This window comes from Micromonospora sp. M61, from assembly GCF_018070245.1.
Taxonomy (GTDB): Bacteria; Actinomycetota; Actinomycetes; order Mycobacteriales; family Micromonosporaceae; genus Micromonospora; species Micromonospora zamorensis.
In genome coordinates this window covers 1-16,582 of the sequence record NZ_JAGPYA010000064.1, presented here as the reverse complement: position 1 = coordinate 16,582, position 16,582 = coordinate 1, and the positions used below count along the sequence as shown (strand labels likewise).

The 16,582-nt window shown below is 72.8% G+C and carries 16 protein-coding genes; 11 read left to right on the top strand and 5 right to left on the bottom strand.

Annotated features, from left to right (window positions below):
- Positions 1 to 66: 66 nt before the first annotated feature.
- Complete coding sequence (locus KBX34_RS27610; protein WP_210927826.1) at positions 67 to 492, bottom strand: DNA-binding protein; 426 nt, start codon at positions 490 to 492, stop codon at positions 67 to 69.
- A 132-nt stretch (positions 493 to 624) separates the two neighbouring features.
- On the opposite strand from KBX34_RS27610, the gene KBX34_RS27605 reads away from it, so the two are divergent.
- From KBX34_RS27605 to KBX34_RS27585, 5 genes are all read left to right on the top strand, one after another.
- Positions 625 to 1,257 carry a DNA-3-methyladenine glycosylase gene (locus KBX34_RS27605; RefSeq protein WP_210927848.1) on the top strand — a complete coding sequence of 211 codons (633 nt, stop codon included), beginning with the start codon at positions 625 to 627 and terminating at the stop codon, positions 1,255 to 1,257.
- 82 nt (positions 1,258 to 1,339) lie between these two features.
- Positions 1,340 to 2,425, top strand: a complete 1,086-nt coding sequence (locus tag KBX34_RS27600) for an exo-alpha-sialidase (RefSeq protein ID WP_210927824.1) — start codon at positions 1,340 to 1,342, stop codon at positions 2,423 to 2,425.
- Between the two features lies 1 nt (position 2,426).
- Positions 2,427 to 2,702, top strand: coding sequence for a ubiquitin-like small modifier protein 1 (locus KBX34_RS27595; RefSeq protein WP_210927822.1), 276 nt, complete (start codon positions 2,427 to 2,429; stop codon positions 2,700 to 2,702).
- A gap of 254 nt (positions 2,703 to 2,956) precedes the next feature.
- Positions 2,957 to 4,099, top strand: coding sequence for an LLM class flavin-dependent oxidoreductase (locus KBX34_RS27590; RefSeq protein ID WP_210927820.1), 1,143 nt, complete (start codon positions 2,957 to 2,959; stop codon positions 4,097 to 4,099).
- A complete protein-coding gene (locus KBX34_RS27585; RefSeq protein WP_088947507.1) occupies positions 4,096 to 4,731 on the top strand; it encodes an FMN reductase in 636 nt (211 codons plus the stop codon). The genes KBX34_RS27590 and KBX34_RS27585 overlap by 4 nt, the downstream gene beginning before the upstream one ends.
- On the opposite strand, the gene KBX34_RS27580 is transcribed toward KBX34_RS27585, so the two are convergent.
- The 3 genes from KBX34_RS27580 to KBX34_RS27570 form a co-directional block, all read right to left on the bottom strand.
- A complete protein-coding gene (locus KBX34_RS27580; protein ID WP_210927817.1) occupies positions 4,724 to 5,608 on the bottom strand; it encodes a universal stress protein in 885 nt (294 codons plus the stop codon). The genes KBX34_RS27585 and KBX34_RS27580 overlap by 8 nt on opposite strands.
- 160 nt (positions 5,609 to 5,768) lie before the next feature.
- The gene (locus tag KBX34_RS27575; RefSeq protein WP_210927816.1) at positions 5,769 to 6,659 is read right to left on the bottom strand and encodes a universal stress protein; all 891 of its coding nucleotides are present in this window, start codon (positions 6,657 to 6,659) and stop codon (positions 5,769 to 5,771) included.
- Positions 6,660 to 6,709: 50 nt separating this feature from the next.
- On the bottom strand, positions 6,710 to 9,325 hold the full coding sequence (locus KBX34_RS27570) for a cation-transporting P-type ATPase (RefSeq protein WP_307871513.1): 2,616 nt from the start codon (positions 9,323 to 9,325) through the stop codon (positions 6,710 to 6,712).
- 175 nt (positions 9,326 to 9,500) lie between these two features.
- Between KBX34_RS27570 and KBX34_RS27565 the strand changes: the two genes are divergently transcribed.
- The 5 genes from KBX34_RS27565 to KBX34_RS27545 all read left to right on the top strand — a co-directional run bounded on the left by KBX34_RS27565 (position 9,501) and on the right by KBX34_RS27545 (position 14,206).
- Positions 9,501 to 10,004 carry a helix-turn-helix transcriptional regulator gene (locus KBX34_RS27565; protein WP_247667586.1) on the top strand — a complete coding sequence of 168 codons (504 nt, stop codon included), beginning with the start codon at positions 9,501 to 9,503 and terminating at the stop codon, positions 10,002 to 10,004.
- A gap of 52 nt (positions 10,005 to 10,056) precedes the next feature.
- Positions 10,057 to 11,532, top strand: coding sequence for a serine hydrolase (locus tag KBX34_RS27560; RefSeq protein ID WP_210927813.1), 1,476 nt, complete (start codon positions 10,057 to 10,059; stop codon positions 11,530 to 11,532).
- 38 nt (positions 11,533 to 11,570) lie between these two features.
- Positions 11,571 to 12,071, top strand: a complete 501-nt coding sequence (locus KBX34_RS27555) for a GNAT family N-acetyltransferase (protein ID WP_088947512.1) — start codon at positions 11,571 to 11,573, stop codon at positions 12,069 to 12,071.
- Between the two features lie 9 nt (positions 12,072 to 12,080).
- Entirely contained in the window at positions 12,081 to 12,722 is a 642-nt protein-coding gene (locus tag KBX34_RS27550; protein WP_210927811.1) for a hypothetical protein, read from the top strand.
- Between the two features lie 152 nt (positions 12,723 to 12,874).
- Positions 12,875 to 14,206 carry a hemolysin family protein gene (locus tag KBX34_RS27545; RefSeq protein WP_210927809.1) on the top strand — a complete coding sequence of 444 codons (1,332 nt, stop codon included), beginning with the start codon at positions 12,875 to 12,877 and terminating at the stop codon, positions 14,204 to 14,206.
- Positions 14,207 to 14,225: 19 nt separating this feature from the next.
- Here the strand turns inward: KBX34_RS27545 and KBX34_RS27540 are convergent, their stop codons facing one another.
- Positions 14,226 to 14,609, bottom strand: a complete 384-nt coding sequence (locus KBX34_RS27540; protein WP_172862181.1) for a PaaI family thioesterase — start codon at positions 14,607 to 14,609, stop codon at positions 14,226 to 14,228.
- 107 nt (positions 14,610 to 14,716) lie between these two features.
- Here KBX34_RS27540 and tyrS point away from each other — a divergent pair, with 107 nt between their 5' ends.
- The gene (gene tyrS, locus KBX34_RS27535; protein ID WP_210793143.1) at positions 14,717 to 16,009 is read left to right on the top strand and encodes a tyrosine--tRNA ligase; all 1,293 of its coding nucleotides are present in this window, start codon (positions 14,717 to 14,719) and stop codon (positions 16,007 to 16,009) included.
- The last annotated feature ends 573 nt before the right edge of the window (positions 16,010 to 16,582 follow it).

Below are 16,582 nucleotides of genomic sequence, written 5' to 3'. Positions count from 1 at the left end.
GGTCGCGGCTGCGGTGCGCGCCGGGTCGCGGGCTGCTTGTGCGGGGCGCGGTCGCGGGGTGCGCGGTCAGCGGGTCTGCTCGGCCGAGCGGGCGGCGACCCGCTCGTAGCGCTGCCGGGCCGCCTGTGCGCTGCCCAGCCCCAGCCCGTACGCGATGGCCTGCCAGGTCAGCCCCCGGTCGCGGGCCAGCGTCATCAGCCCGGCCTCCAGCGCGTCCAGCTCGGCGCGGACGTGCGGCAGCAGGGTCAGCGCCGCGGTCAGGTCGGCGGCGTCGACCGGCTCCTCCGTCGGCTCCCGCTCGGCCCCGCCGGCGGCCAGCGCGGTGACCAGGGCGACCGCCTCCCACGGGTCCAGCACGTACGGGTGGGCCCAGCGCGCCCGCTGTGCGTCGGTGCCGGCGTGCCGGTCGCTGATCCGCTGGAGTGCCTCGTGGGTGCGGTGGGCGCGGGCGTGGGCAGGGTGCGGCGCGGTGAACGGGTCGTTCGTCGTCATGTCCCGAGCACACACCCTCAACACAGCATTGTCAACAGAACGTTGAAACCGCGAGCGGTTGTGCGTGGCGATCGCCGCCCGGCTGGGTACCGTCGAGCCATGGACCTGTTGCCCGGTGACCACGCCACCGACATGCCCGGTGACCACGGCACCGACGCCGACCTGGCGGCACTGGCCGACCTGCTCGCCGGCCCCCTGCTGCCGGCCGCCCGCGGGCTGCTGGGCTGCGAGCTGCACGCGGGAGGCGTCACCGTCCGGATCACCGAGGTCGAGGCGTACGCGGGCATGGCCGGGGACCAGGCCTCGCACGCCCACCGGGGGCGCACCCCACGCAACGCGGTGATGTTCGGCCCGGCCGGGCACGCGTACGTCTACTTCACCTACGGGATGCACTGGTGCATGAACGTGGTGACCGGTGTCGAGGGGGAGGCTTCCGCCGTGCTGCTGCGCGCCGGGGAGGTGGTCGACGGCCTGGCCACGGCTCGCGACCGCCGGCCGGCCGTACGCCGGGACGTGGACCTCGCCCGTGGGCCGGCCCGGCTCTGCGCCACGCTCGGCATCGACCGCTCCGCGTACGGCGGGTATCTGCTGGGCGACGGTCCGGTCCGGTTGCGCCCGCCGACGCGGCCGGTGCCGCCGGAGACGGTTGTCGCCGGTCCGCGGGTCGGCGTGACCGGCGCGCACGACCTGCCGTGGCGGTTCTGGCTCGACGGCGACCCGACGGTCAGCGCGTACCGGCGACACGTGCCCCGCACCCGGCGCTGATCCCCGGGCGTGTGTCCCGCGAACGTGTCAGGGGGTGTGGCCATAATCACCCCACCTGCTCACGGACGGTTCGGAGGACGTCATGGCAACACTGCTCGCGATCGGCACGGCCAAGGGATTGTTTCTCGCCACCAGCACCGACGACCGGCGCAGTTGGGAGATCACCGGCCCACACTTCCCGATGACCGGTGTCTATTCGGTCGCGGTCGACACCCGTCGCTCCACCCCGCGCCTGCTCGCCGGGGTGGCCAGTTCGCACTTCGGGCCCAGCGTCGCCACCAGCGACGACCTCGGCGCCTCCTGGGACGAGCCCGACGAGGCGCCGGTCGCGTTCCCGGCCGACACCGGCGTCTCCCTCGGGCGGGTCTGGCAGCTGATGCCGGCCGGTCCCGACCAGCCGGACGTGGTCTGGGCCGGCACCGAGCCGTCCGCGCTGTTCCGGTCCACCGATGGTGGCCGCAGCTTCGAGCTGGTCCGCTCCCTCTGGGACCACCCGCACCGCCCCCAGTGGGAGGCCGGCTTCGGCGGTCAGGCCGTGCACACCGTGCTGCCCCATCCGCGTGACCCGGCCCGGCTGCTGGTCGCGATGTCCACCGGCGGGGTCTACCGCTCGGAGGACGCCGGGGCGAGCTGGGCCCCGGGCAACACCGGCATCCGTGCCTACTTCATGCCCGACGAGTGGCCGGAGTTCGGCCAGTGCGTGCACAAGGTCGCCCGGGACGCCGGCAACCCCGAGCGGCTCTACGCGCAGAACCACCACGGTGTCTACCGCTCCGACGACGACGGCCGCACCTGGTCCTCGATCGCCGACGGGCTGCCCAGCGACTTCGGCTTCCCGATGGTGGCCCACCCGGGGCGGGGCGGCATGGTGTGGACCTTCCCGTTGGTGGCCGACAGCGAGCGGTTCCCCACCGACCACCGCTGCCGGGTGTTCCGTTCCGCAGACGCGGGCGGCAAGTGGGAGCCGCTGTCGGTGGGGCTGCCCGAGGGGCCGTTCTATCCGGCGGTGCTGCGCGACGCGATGTGCGCCGACGAGGCCACCCCAAGTGGGGTCTACTTCGGCACCCGCTCCGGCGAGGTCTATGCCAGCCGCGACGAGGGTGACTCCTGGTCCCTGGTGGCCGCGCACCTGCCCGACGTGCTCTGCGTTCGCGCCGCGGCGGTCTGAGATGGTCACCGTGCTGCTGCCCGGCCCGCTGCGCGGCGAGGCCGGTGGTGCCAGTCGGCTGAGCGTCACCGCCGCCGGGACGCTGCGGGCGGTCCTCGACGAGGTGGCCGCCCATCATCCGCGGCTGTCCCGGCGCATCCGTGACGAGCGCGGCGAGCTGCGCCGTTACGTCAACGTCTTCGTCGACGGTGAGGATTGCCGGCGCTCCGGCGGTCTGGCCACCCCGGTCGGCGACGAGGCCGAGGTGCAGGTGTTGCCGTCGGTGGCGGGCGGCTGAGGTCGCGGGCGGCTGAGGTCACGGCCGCTCGATGCCCGCGAGAGCTGACCACCCAGCAGGCCGCCGCCGCCAGCGACGTCACCGCCTGGCTTGAGCCCGGCGGCGAAGCCCAGTTCGGCCACGTCTGTCCGCTGCTGGTGGTGACCCGCGCCACCCCGAGACGTGCCGCCTTCGGAATAGTTGCGTCGTCAAATAAGTTGAGAGCTGCGTCCGGGCACCACGAATGACCCGGTTCTACACGCAGGGAGCTGGTCATGCAGTTCGGAGTCTTCACCGTCGGTGACGTCACGGTCGACCCGACCACCGGTCGGGAGCCGACCGAGCATGAGCGGATCAAGGCGATGGTCGCCATCGCGCTCAAGGCCGAAGAGGTCGGCCTGGACGTCTTCGCCACGGGCGAGCACCACAACCCGCCGTTCGTGCCCTCCTCGCCGACCACCATGCTCGGCTACATCGCGGCGCGCACCGAGCGGCTGCTGCTGTCCACCGCGACCACGCTGATCACCACCAACGACCCGGTGAAGATCGCCGAGGACTACGCGATGCTCCAGCACCTCTCCGGCGGCCGGGTGGATCTGATGATGGGCCGCGGCAACACCGGCCCGGTCTACCCGTGGTTCGGCAAGGACATCCGCGCCGGCATCCCGCTCGCGATCGAGAACTACGACCTGCTGCACCGGCTGTGGCGCGAGGACGTGGTCGACTGGAAGGGCAAGTACCGCACCCCCCTGCAGTCGTTCACCTCGACGCCGCGCCCGCTCGACGGCGTGCCCCCGTTCGTCTGGCACGGCTCGATCCGCAGCCCGGAGATCGCCGAGCAGGCCGCGTACTACGGCGACGGTTTCTTCGCCAATCACATCTTCTGGCCCAAGGAGCACACCCAGCGGATGATCGCGCTCTACCGCCAGCGGTACGCGCACTACGGCCACGGCTCCGTCGACCAGGCCATCGTCGGTCTCGGTGGGCAGGTGTTCATGCGGCGCAACTCGCAGGACGCGGTCCGGGAGTTCCGTCCGTACTTCGACAACGCCCCGGTCTACGGGCACGGGCCGTCGCTGGAGGAGTTCACCCGGGAGACCCCGCTGACCGTGGGCAGCCCGCAGCAGGTCATCGACCGCACGCTCGGCTTCCGGGAGTACGTCGGCGACTACCAGCGGCAGCTCTTCCTGATGGACCACGCCGGGCTGCCCCTGAAGACCGTGCTGGAGCAGCTCGACCTGCTCGGCGAGGAGGTGGTGCCGGTGCTGCGTAAGGAGTTCGCGGCGCTGCGTCCGGCGCACGTGCCGGAGGCTCCCACCCACGCCGCGATGGTCGCCGCCGCCGGTGGCGCCAAGGACAGCACCGTGCACGCCGTCGACGACGTGACGGGCAAGGCGCCGGAGGGGGCGACCCGATGACCCGCCGCACCCTGGCCGTGGTCTCGGCGGGGCTGAGTCAGCCCTCGTCGACCCGGCTGCTCGCCGACCAGCTCGCCGCGGCCACCCGCGACGAGTTGGTCCGGCGCGGCTCCGAGGTGGAGCTGCACGTCGTCGACCTGCGGGAGTACGCCCACGACGTGGTGAACAACATGCTCACCGGGTTCCCGCCGGCGGCGCTGCGTGAGGTCATCGACGCGGTCACCGGGGCCGACGGGCTCATCGCCGTCACCCCGATCTTCAGCGCCTCCTACAACGGGCTGTTCAAGTCCTTCTTCGACGTGTTGGATTCGGGTTCGCTGGTCGACCGGCCGGTGCTGATCGGGGCGACCGGCGGCACCGCCCGGCACTCGCTGGCACTGGAGCACGCCGTCCGCCCGATGTTCGCCTACCTCCGGTCGGTGGTGGTCCCGACCGCCGTCTTCGCCGCACCGGAGGACTGGTCGGACGGCACCGCCGACGGCGCGTTGCGCGGCCGGATCCGGCGTGCCGCCGGGGAGTTGGCCGACCAGATCGAGCGTCGACCGCCGGCCAGCGGCCCCGCCGACCCGTTCGCCCTCACCACCGACTTCCTGCAGATGCTCGGTCGATCCGACGACACACCGGTCAGCTGACCGGGTAGGGGTGGGCGACCAGCACCGGGCAGTGCGCGTGCTGGATCGCCGCTTGACTGACCGAGCCGAGCAGCAGCCCGGCGAATCCGGCCCGGCCCCGGGTGCCCACGACCAGCAGCGACGCCGTGCCGCTGGCCTCGACGAGCCCCTGGGCCGCGCCGGCCGCGCGGACCGGATGCTCCCGCACCACCAGGTCGGGATGCTCGGCGCGAACGGCGGCGGAGGCGTCGGCGAGCAGCCGTACCGTGTCGGCCTGGTGCGCGGCCTGCGACTCCTCGACCTCCTCCGGCACCGTCCGCTCCTCGTCCGCCGGGCCGACGTGTACCAGCACCAGCGGCACGTCCCGCAGGGCGGCCTCGTCGGCGGCGTAGCCCGCGGCGAGCCGGGACGACTCCGACCCGTCGACGCCGACGAGCACCGGAGCGTCCACCGGGATCGGCTGTTCGTCCGGGCGGACCACCAGCACCGGGCAGTGCGCGTGCGCGGCCACCTGCGTGCCGACCGAGCCGAGCAGCAGCCCGGCGAACCCGCCCAGCCCTCGGTTGCCCACCACTACCAACTCGGCCTGGCGGGACTCCTCGATCAGGGTGATGCCGGGTCCACCGGCGACCTGGCGCACCTCGACGACCAGGCCGGGCCACCGGTCGGTCAGCTCGGCCGCCGTGCGCTCCAACATCTTCTGCGCCTCCTCGGAGGGCACCGGCACCCCGAGTTCGTACGGGTTGAGCGGCACGCCGTAGCCGAACGGATGCAGGTAGCCGTGCACCAGGCGCAGCGTCCGGGACCGGAGCAGGGCGGCGCGGGCGGCGTGCTCCGCGGCGACGAGGCTGGACGGCGATCCGTCCACGCCCACCACGACAGGTCGGTTCATCGGCACTCCCTGGGTCGGTCAGCCCATTGTCGGCGGTGCGCAGCCGTCACGGCGCCGAACGCGCCGGCACCGGCCGACCGAACGCGCCGGCCGGCCGGGTGACGTGACACCGGACGTGGGTCCGCGCCGGCCGAGGGGGAGTGGCCGGCGCGGACGGTACGAGGGGTCAGTCCTTGCGATCCTCGCGGCGGTGCCGAACGACGACCACCGGGCTGTGCGAGTGGTGCAGCACCGTGTGGCTCACCGAGCCGAGCAGCATGCCGGCCAGCGCGCCACGGCCGCGTGCACCGACCACGGTGAGCTGCGCCGTGGCCGACTCCTCCACCAGCATCCGCGCCGGTGCGCCGTACGCCACTCGGCGCCGCACCGGCACGTCGGGGTAGCGCTCGGACCAACCGGCGATCGCCTCGGCGAGCACCCGCTCCTCCTCTGCGATGAGCGCTTCCACGTCGTTCGCTATCGGCAGGAGGTCGCTCGGCGCCGCCGGGATGATCCAGGCGTGCACCGCCACCAGATCGGTGCCGCGCAACGAGGCTTCCTCGAAGGCGAACCCCAGCGCCTGGGCGGAGAGGTCCGAGCCGTCGACCCCGACCAGGACCGGCCCGTCGGCGCGGGCCTCACCCTTGACGACCAGTACCGGGCAGTCGGCGCGGGCGGAGACCTGCACCGCCACCGAGCCGATCAGCAGCCCGCCGAAGCCGCCCAGGCCCCGGCTGCCGAGCACCAGCAGCGCCGCGTCCCGGGCCTCGACCAGCAGCATCGGCGTGGGCGCGCCCTCGACGATCGCGCCGGTGACGGCGAGCTCCGGTGCGACCTTGCTGGCCTCGGTCACCGCCTCGGCGACCAACTGCTCCGCCTGGTGCCGGAACCCGGCGTTGACGGGAGCGCCCGGCGCCGGCTCCAACGACACGCCGTAGAGCGACCAGATGAACGCGTGCACCACCCGCAGCGGGCGGCCCCGCGTCGCGGCCTCCCGGGCGGCGACACGCACCGCCTCCAGCGCCGATGTCGAGCCGTCCACAGCCACCACCACGGGGGCACCGGATCTGTTGGTCATCACGTCCTCCTTAGTTCCGTCTTCATCCTCCTGCGGTGCGGGCCGGACGGTCAGGGGCGGAAGGTAAGGGACCGGGGGCCATTGGTCCCGTCGACCCGGTCGCTCGGCGGTGTCGGACGGCGACGGGTCAGCCGCAGCACCAACCCGGGCAGGGCGCTGACCACCGCGCAGGCCAGCAGCACGGTCGGTGCCAGGGGGTCGGTGCCGAGCAGGTCCCGCAGCGGGGCGAACAGCACCCCGCCGACCTGCAACAGTGCCGACACCGCGACCGCGACGAGGAGGCCGGGGTTGCCGCGCCGCGCGCCCGCTGGCCGGGGTGCCCGGACGGCCAGTGCCACGCCGAGCTGGGCCAGCCCGAGCACCACGAAGACCACCGACTGCCAGGGCAGGTCCCGGTCGGCGGCGACCACACCGGCGCCGAGCACCACGGCTGCGATCAGCGCGCCGGTGACCAGGACGTCCCGGCCGAGCCCGGCGCCGAGCACCGACTCCTGTGGCGAGCGCGGCGCGCGCCGCAGGGTGCCGGGTTCGGCCGGCTCGGCGCCGAGCGCCACCCCGGGCACCCCGTGAGTCAGCAGGTTGATCCAGAGGATCTGGGCGGGCAGCAGCGGTACGGCCAATCCGAACAGCGGGCCGATGAGCATCACCATGATCTCCGCCACGCCACCGGAGAGGGCGTAGCGCAGGAACCGGCGGATGTTGTCGTAGATGCGGCGGCCCTCACCGATGGCGGCGGCAACAGTGGACAGGTCGTCGTCGACGAGGACCAGGTCGGCGGCCTGCCGGGCGACCTCGGTGCCGCCACCCATCGCCACCCCGATGTCGGCGCGGCGCAGCGCCGGCGCGTCGTTGACTCCGTCGCCGGTCATCGCGACCACGTGACCGCGGGCCTGCAGGTCCGCGATGATGTCGAGCTTCTGTTCCGGCTGGGTCCGGGCGAAGACCCGGGTGTCCGGGTGCGCCGTCGAGTCGTCGTCGCCGCGGGCGAGAGGGTCACCGTCGTGCCACAGGCCGAGCTGGGAGCCGATCGCGGCGGCGGTGGCCGGGTGATCGCCGGTGATCAGCAGCAGCCGTACCCCGGCGGCGTCGAGGCTCTCGGCGATCTCGGGCGCGCCGGCGCGCAGCGGGTCACCGACGGCGACCAGCCCGAGCGGGCGCAGGCCGGTCGGCGCGGCGGGGTCCGGCGACGTGTCCGCCAGGGCGGCGGCGACGGCGAGCACCCGCAGGCCCTCCCCGGCGAGCCGGTGGGCGGTGCGGGTCAGCGCGGCGATCTCGTCGTCGGTGGCGTCGAGCAGGGACGTGGTGAGGACGCTCTCCGGGGCGCCCTTGCAGACCACGAGATAGCGCTGGTCGCAGGAGCGGTGCACCGTGACCATCCGCCGTTGGGCCTGGTCGAACGGGTGCTCGGCGACCCGTGGCCAGGCCGCGCGGGTGTCCTGCGGGTCGAGGCCGCACCGGGCCGCGAAGGCCACGAGCGCCGCTTCGAGAGGATCGCCCACGGCGCCCCAGTCGCGTCGTTCGTCGTCCGGGGGTGACAGGGCGGCGTCGTTGCAGAGCAGCCCGGCCCGCGCCAGCCGGCGGAGTTCCTCAGGTACGGCCACCGGCGCGCCATCCTGGTGCACGGCGCCGTGCGGGGCGTACCCGCTGCCGGTGACCTCGTACCGCTCCCCGTCGGTGGTGGCGACCTGCTGCACCGCCATGCGCCCCTCCGTGAGGGTGCCCGTCTTGTCGGAGGCGATCACGGTCACCGAGCCGAGTGTCTCCACCGCGTGCAGCCGACGCGGAATGGCGTGCGCGGCGGCCATCCGGCGCGCGCCCAGCGCCAGCGCCAGGGTCACCACCGCCGGCAGCGACTCGGGTACCGCCGCGACGACCAGGCTCACCGCCGTGATGGCCATGTCGACCAGCGGCCGACCGCTGATCACCCCGATCGCGAATACCAGCCCCGACAACACGACCGCGACCAACCCGAGCGTGCGGCCCAGGGCGGAGAGGCGGCGCTGCAGGGGAGTGGCGCCAGGCCGAGTGCCCGCCACCAGGGCGCTGATCCGGCCCAACGCGCTCGCAGGCCCCGTCCGGAGCACGGTGCCGTCCGCGCGTCCGGTGGTGACCACCGTCCCGGCCAGCGCCTCCTGACCGACGGTCCGCCCCACCGGTACCGACTCACCACTCAACGCGGATTCATCCAGTTGCAGCCGGTTCGCCTCGACCAGCAGCAGGTCGGCCGGCACGATGTCGCCGGCCTCGACCCGGACGAGGTCGCCGTGGACCAGGTCGGCGGCGGGGACGGCCAGGTCCCGGCCGTCACGGACCACCCGGGCGGTGGGGGCGGCGAGCTGGCCCAGCGCCGCGATGGCGCGGTCCGCGCGGATCTCCTGCACCACCCCGATGATCGTGTTCACCAGCACGACCAGGACGATCACCGCCGTGTCCGGGTAGTCGCCGAGCACCGTGGTCACCACCGCGGCGGCGAGCAGCAGGGCCACGAGCGGGTCGGTGAGCTGGTGCAGCACCCGTACGGCCGCGTGCCGGCGCGGCGGCGGTGCCACCGCGTTGGGTCCGTTCACCCGCAATCGGGCGGCGGCCTCTGCCGCGTCGAGCCCGACCGCGACGGGCACATCGATCGTGCCCTCCAGCGTCCGGCCCGGACCGCCCGTATTCGCCACCAGTGACCTCCCCGTCCCGCGCGGCGCGACATCCGCACGCCGTCCGTCTCACCATCCCGCTGACTGATCACCCAGGGCAGAGGCCTTGCGCCCGAGGGGCTCGGGACCAAAGACCCGCGCCGGCCCTCCCGGCCCCCGGCTTGTACGGGAATACGTTTGTACGTACTATCAACCCATGACCACCATGGAGTCGCGGCTCGCCGCGCTGGAGACCCAGGTCGCCGCGTTGAACGAGCGCCTGGCGGCGGCGCCACCAGCGCCGCCCGCATCCGAGGGCACCTTCTGGGCACTCGACGGCCTCAAGCAGCGCCTGCCGCCCGAGGGCACCGGCGCCGTCCTCTACACCGGCACCGTCCGCGTGGCCGGGCAGCACTACGACTGGCAGTACGGCCGCACCGTCGACGACGTGCTCGCAGCCGACTGGACGGAGCTGGCCAGCACGCTCTCCGCGTTGGCCCACCCGGTGCGGCTGCGGCTGCTGCGCGAGATCCTCGACGGCCGGCAGAGCACCAGCGAGCTCGCCGAGATCGAGGAACTGGGCACCACCGGCCAACTCCACCACCACCTGCGCCAGATCACCGCCGCCGGCTGGCTGAGCAGCACCGGCCGGGGTCGGTGGGCCGTCCCCGCCGAACGCGTGGTGCCGCTGCTGACCATCCTCACCGCCGCCGGCCGATGACCCACGCCCGCAGCACCGACCGCCCGCACGACGAGCAGCAGGGAGAAGCACCATGCGCCGGACGACAGTGATCACCATCGTCGTCGCGCTGATCGCCGGCCTCGCCGGAATCGCGCTCATGCCCCGGGTGGCCCGCCTCGGCGCGCAGACCACCGGCGACGCCGACCTGGCCGGCGCCGCACGCGCGGCCGTACGCGACCCGTCGGGACACCGCGGGCTCGCCGTCGCACTGGTCGAGAACGGCCGGATCCGCACCGCCGGCCTGGGTGACCGGGACCGGACCGGCCAGCCCGTCGAGCCCGGCACCTCGTTCGAGATCGGCTCGGTCACCAAGGCGCTCACCGGCATGCTCCTCGCCGACCAGGCCGCCGCCGGGGTCGTCCGCCCCGACGACCCTCTCGGCGCCACCTGGCCCACGGTCACCGGCCCCGCCCGCGACGTGACGCTCGCCGAGTTGGCCAGCCACCGCGCCGGTCTGCCCCGGCTCGCCCCCGACGGCATCCTGGGCTGGGCACGCATCCTCTGGTCCAACGTGTCCGGCGGCAACCCGTACGCCGGGCAGGACACCGACGCCGTCCGCAGCGCCGCCGACCGGGTCACCCCCGACGACGACGATCGCGGGGAGGTCCACTACTCCAACCTCGGGCCGGCCGTGCTCGGTCACGCGCTCGCCGCGAAGGCCGGCGTCGCGTACGCCGATCTGCTGCGGGCGCGGCTGCTCCAACCGCTCGGCATGCACGCCACAGTGATCGCCACCCACGCCGACGACCTGCCGGCCGGTCGCGCCCACGGCGGCCGGGCCTCCGGCCGGCCCCTCGACACCTGGTCGGGAGTGGGGTACGCCCCGGCCGGCGTCGGCCCCTGGTCCACCGCCGAGGACCTGGGCCGGTTGGCCGCCGCGACCCTCGCCGGCACCGCACCCGGCGCCGACGCCACCACCGCCCGCTTCCGCGAGGACGAGAACACCCACATCGGGTACGGCTGGTTCACCACCCGGCACGGCGACCACGAGGTGGTCTGGCACAACGGCGCGACCGGCGGGTTCCGGTCCTACATCGGCCTCGAACGGGCCACCGGCAGGGCGGTGGTGGTGCTCGGCAACACCGACAAGGGCGTCGAGCCGATCGGGCTGCGACTGCTCGGCGTACCCGAGAAGGAGGCGGAGGAGGCGGCACCGGTGGCCCCCGTCTGGATCGGCGCCGGTCTCGCTGTGGCGTTCACCTTCCTCGGTGGCCTGTCCCTGCTCGGCACCGCCCGCCGCCGCGAACTGGACCGGGTGACAGTGGTGGCGGCGGTGGTGTGGGCGTTCGCCTATCTCGGGTTGGCGCACCGGATGGGCGACTGGTCGGTGGTGCCGGTCTGGCTCTGGCCTCTCGGGGCCGGTCTGTCCGCGGCGGGAGCGGCACTGGCCGTGACCCGGTGGTCCGCCCTGCCCGTGGTCGACGCGCGGGTGCCGTGGCGTCGCCTGCTGTCGGTGGCCAGCTCCCTGCTCGCCGCCGTGCTGGCGGTCGCCGCCGTGAGCGACTGAGCGAGCCGCGCGGGCCCGCCGTTGCGTACCCTCGGCCGATGACTTCTGATCTGCGGCTGCGCCCGGTCCTGGAGGACGACCTCGTCGAGTTCTTCCTGTTCCAGCAGGACCCGGAGGCCAACCGGATGGCCGCCTTCGTCGCCAAGGACCCGTCCGACCGTCGGGAGTTCGCCCGGCACTGGGCGCGGGTGCTCACCAACCCGGCGAACCGGGTCCGGACCGTCGAGGTCGACGGCGAGGTGGTCGGCTACGTGAGCGCCTTCCCGGTCGACGACCAGACCGAGGTCAGCTACTGGATCGACAGGGAACGCTGGGGCCGGGGCCACGCCACGGCGGCCCTGGCCGCCCTGCTGCGCGAGCTGCCCCGACCGGTGCACGCCCGCGCCGCCAAGGACAACGCCGCGTCCCTCGCGGTGCTGCGCAAGTGCGGGTTCGTGGTGGTCGGCGAGGACTCGGGGTACGCCAACGGCCGCGGCGAAGACGTCGAGGAGTGGCTGCTGGAGCTGCCCGCTGACGCTTCTGACCTGGGCGGGCACTAGTCTCGCGGCGTGAACTGGTTGGATCTCGTCGGCTGGGCCGGCTCCGCGGTGCTGGTCTGGTCGCTGCTGCAGTCGCGCATCCTGCGGCTGCGCGCGCTCAACCTCGTCGGCTGCCTCGTGCTGATCGGCTACAACGCCGCGATCGAGGTCTGGCCCATGGTCGGCCTCAACATCGTGCTTACGGTGATCAACCTCTGGTACCTGCGGGGAATGCTCGCCACCCGGCACGACGAGAAGACCTACCAGGTGGTCGAGGTCGGCGTCGGCGACCAGTTCCTCGCCCACACGCTGCGGGTGCACGCCGCTGACATCGCCCGCTTCAACCCCGACTTCCGGTGGGACCCGGACACCTCGGGACGATCCGCCTTCCTGGTGGTCACCGCCGACGAGGTGGTCGGCGTCGTGCTGTCCCACGCCGAGGCCCGCGGTGTCGCCCAGATCGACCTGGACTACGTGACCCCCAAGTTCCGCGACTTCACCCCGGGCGAGTTCGTCTACCGGCGCAGCCACCTGTTCACCGAACGAGGCTTCCGCCAGGTGGTCAGCCCGCCCCGGATGGTCGCGCCGTACTACCACCGGCTCGGCTTCCGCCTGGAGGGCGACTCGTACGTCCTCGATCTGCCGACCACCCCGGCGGCCGATCCCGCATAGCGTCACCGGCGACCTATCCGGCGTAGCCTCGCCGGCGCATGATTCAGCGGGCGCCGGACGGGGCAATCACACGCCTACGCCGGGCGGGCTCGCCGACCGGCGGGCGCCGTGCGTACCAGCCGGTGCCACCACCACGAGGGAGCGAACCGGGCGTGCAGAGCTACGGGAGCCAACTGGCCCTGGTCGGAATCCTGGTCGTGATCAACGCGCTCTTCGCGGGCAGCGAGATGGCGTTGGTGTCACTGCGGGACAGCCAGATCCAGCGGTTGGAACGGACCAGTCGCGGGGGCCGGGTGCTGGCCCGCCTCGCCAAGGACCCGAACCGTTTCCTGGCCACCATCCAGATCGGCATCACCCTCGCCGGCTTCCTCGCCTCCGCCGCCGCGGCGGTCTCGCTGGCCAAGCCTCTCGTGCCGCTGCTCGGAATCTTCGGCGGCGCCGCCGAGACGATGGCGATCGTGGTGGTCACCCTCGCGCTGACGTTCGTCACCCTGGTCTTCGGCGAGCTGGCACCCAAACGGATCGCCATGCAGGCCGCCGAGCGGTGGGCGCTGCTGGTGGCCCGCCCACTCGACCTGCTCGCCACGTTCACCCGCCCGGCCGTCTGGGCGCTCGGCGCCACCAGCGACGTGGTGGTCCGCCTGGTCGGGCTCAACCCCAAGCACCAGCCGGAGGAGATCGGCCCGGACGAGCTGCGGGACATCGTCGCCGGCAACCACGGCTTCACCAAGGAACAACGCACCATCATCGCCGGCGCGGTGGAGATCGCCGACCGACGGTTGCGGGCTGTCCTCGTACCCCGGTTGCAGGTCTTCACGCTCGACAGCGGGACCACCGCGGAGGCCGCGCGGCTCGTGCTGGCCGCCACCGGGCACTCCCGCGCGCCGGTCGTGCGACACGGCGGCCTGGACGACACGGCCGGCGTGATCCACCTGCGCGACCTGGTGGGGGTGCCCGACGACCGCCCGGTCGACGAGATCGCCCGCCCTCCGATGCTGCTGCCCGACTCGTTGCCCGTCGTGGAGGCGCTGCGCCAGTTCAAGGCCGAGCGTCAACACATCGCACTCGTCGTGGACGAGCGCGGCGCTGTCGACGGCATCGTCACGCTGGAGGACATCCTGGAGGAGATCGTCGGTGAGATCTACGACGAGACCGACCGGGACGTGCGCTCGGTCCGCCGCGACCCCGACGGCGCGCTGCTGCTGCCCGGCACCTTCCCGGTGCACGACCTGCCGGACATCGGCGTCGAGCTGCCGTCGCGCCCGGAAGGCGACTACACCACCGTCGCCGGGCTGGTGCTGGCCCGACTCGGGCACATCCCCACCGTCGCCGGCGAGGACGTCACCCTGGACGGCTGGGTGCTGATGGTGGCCGGCATCGACCACCGGGCGATCACCGAGGTACGGGTCAGCCGGGTGCCCGACGACACCGACTCCGACGCCGACCTGACCTCGGAGCCGGTGCTGGACGAGGCCCGCAGCTGAACCGTCCGGGTGCCGCCGCTCAGTCGCGCGAGAGGTTCTGGAGGCGGACCTGACCGCGGGCGACCAACCGCTCGTCGGCATCGGTGATCTCCACCTGCCACAGCTGCTGGCTGCGGCCCCGGTGCACCGGCGTGCCGACCGCGGTCAGCTCCCCGTCCCGGACGGCCCGCAGGAAGTCGGTCTGGTTCGACACGCCGACCACAGTGCCCCGGTCGCCCAGCCAGAGGGAACCACCCACGCTGGCCGCGGTCTCCACGACCGAGCAGTACACCCCACCGTGCTGAATGCCGAACGGCTGGTGCAGCTCCGGTCGGACCTGCCAGCTGATGACCACCCGGTCGGCGGACGCCTCTTCGAACTTCAGGCCGAGCAGGGCGACGAAACCACCCGTCAGATCCGGCATCTCCACGGCAGAACCCCTCCTCGATCAACGGGGCGCAAGCCTAACCGGGGCGGGTTACGGGAAACCCGGTACGGGTCGGTGCCGGCGATGGGGGAGAATCGGTGACCGTGACCGACAGCAGCCCCCCGCCGTCCGGGCGGGACTCCCTGACCGACGACCTGCTCTGGCGTGGCCTCATCCAGGACTCGACCGGCCTCGACGAGCTGCGCGAGCTGCTCGACGGTGGGACGGCCACCACCTATTACGTGGGTTTCGACCCCACCGCGCAGAGCCTGCACGTCGGCTCGCTCATGCAGGTCACCACGGCCCGCAGGCTGCAACTCGCGGGGCACCGCCCGTTGCTGCTGGTGGGCGGGGCGACCGGGCAGATCGGTGACCCCAAGGAGAGCGCCGAACGGACGCTCAACCCGCCCGAGGTGATCGCCGGCTGGGTCGAGCGGATCCGTGAGCAGCTCGCGCCCTTCGTGTCGTACACGGGGGACAACGCCGCCCAGCTGGTCAACAACCTGGACTGGACCGGCGAGATGTCGGTGGTCGAGTTCCTGCGCGACGTGGGCAAGCACTTCCCGGTCAACAAGATGCTCGCCCGGGAGGTGGTGCGGGCGCGGCTGGAGACCGGCATCAGCTTCACCGAGTTCAGCTACCAGCTGCTGCAGGCCAACGACTTCTACGAGCTGCACCGGCGGCACGGCTGCCAGCTTCAGTTCGGCGGGTCCGACCAGTGGGGCAACATCACCGCCGGCGTCGACTACGTACGTCGACGTGGCGCGGGGCCGGTGCAGGCGTTCACCACGCCGCTGGTCACCAAGGCCGACGGCACGAAGTTCGGCAAGACCGAGGGCGGCGCCGTCTGGCTCGACCCGACGTTGACCAGCCCGTACGCGTTCTACCAGTTCTGGCTCAACGTCGACGACCGCGAGGTCGACCGCTACCTGCGCTACTTCAGCTTCCGTACGCGCGAGGAGCTGGAGGAGCTGGCGAAGGCGACGGCCGAGCGGCCGGCGGCCCGCCTGGCACAGCGGGCGCTCGCCGAGGAGCTGACCACCCTGGTGCACGGCGCCGACGAGACCCGACAGGCGATCGCCGCCAGTCAGGCCCTCTTCGGCCGCGGGTCGCTGGACGACCTGGCCCCGGAGACGCTGCGCGCGGCGTTGACCGAGGCCGGCCTGGTGCGTCTCTCCGGCGAACTGCCGGATGTGGCGGGGTTGTTGCGGGACTCCGGGCTCGTCAGTGGCCTCAAGGAGGCCCGTCGGGTGATCGCCGAGGGCGGCGCCTACGTCAACAACAACCGGGTGACCGAGGTGGACGCCGGGGTGTCGGCGACCGACCTGCTGCACGGGCGATACCTGGTGCTGCGCCGTGGAAAACGCTCGTTCGCGGGCGTTGAGCTGGGAGAATAGTCGACTGTCGACGATGTGACGGGGGACGCGTCCGGCGGATTTGACGATCATCCCGCCGGACGCGTAACTTTCTCTCTGCCAGCGCGGAACGGACGAAACAGGCGAAAGCCTGAGACGGCCGGAGCGCAGGCCAACGGCCTCGGGGTCGGGCGGGCATGCCCACCGGATCCTGGACCGGGAGGTGCCGCCAGAAACGCCGCGAGGCGGATTTGGTGCGGCGAAACCGACCGGGTATGGTTACGAACCGGCAGGGCACCGGGCAAGCTTGCGGGAAACCGCAGCGGCCGGCCTGCCAAATCCGTGACGAGAGCGGCGCAAGCCGGTCGAGACATGGTGCCCGCATTACCGGGTGAAGCACGACGAACCGCGAAACACCGGTTTGACACGGCGGAAACCAGCGGGTAACGTAGTAAAAGTGCCTGGCGCTGGAAAGCGCTAAGGGACACGAACGAAAAGCCCCGGTTGGGGTTCCACTGAGGTGGGGCTTCTGGTCGGTGTGTGGTTGTTCTTTGAGAACTCAACAGGGTGCTTGTAAAGCCAGTGCCAATTATGATTTATACCCCGGACTGGTCA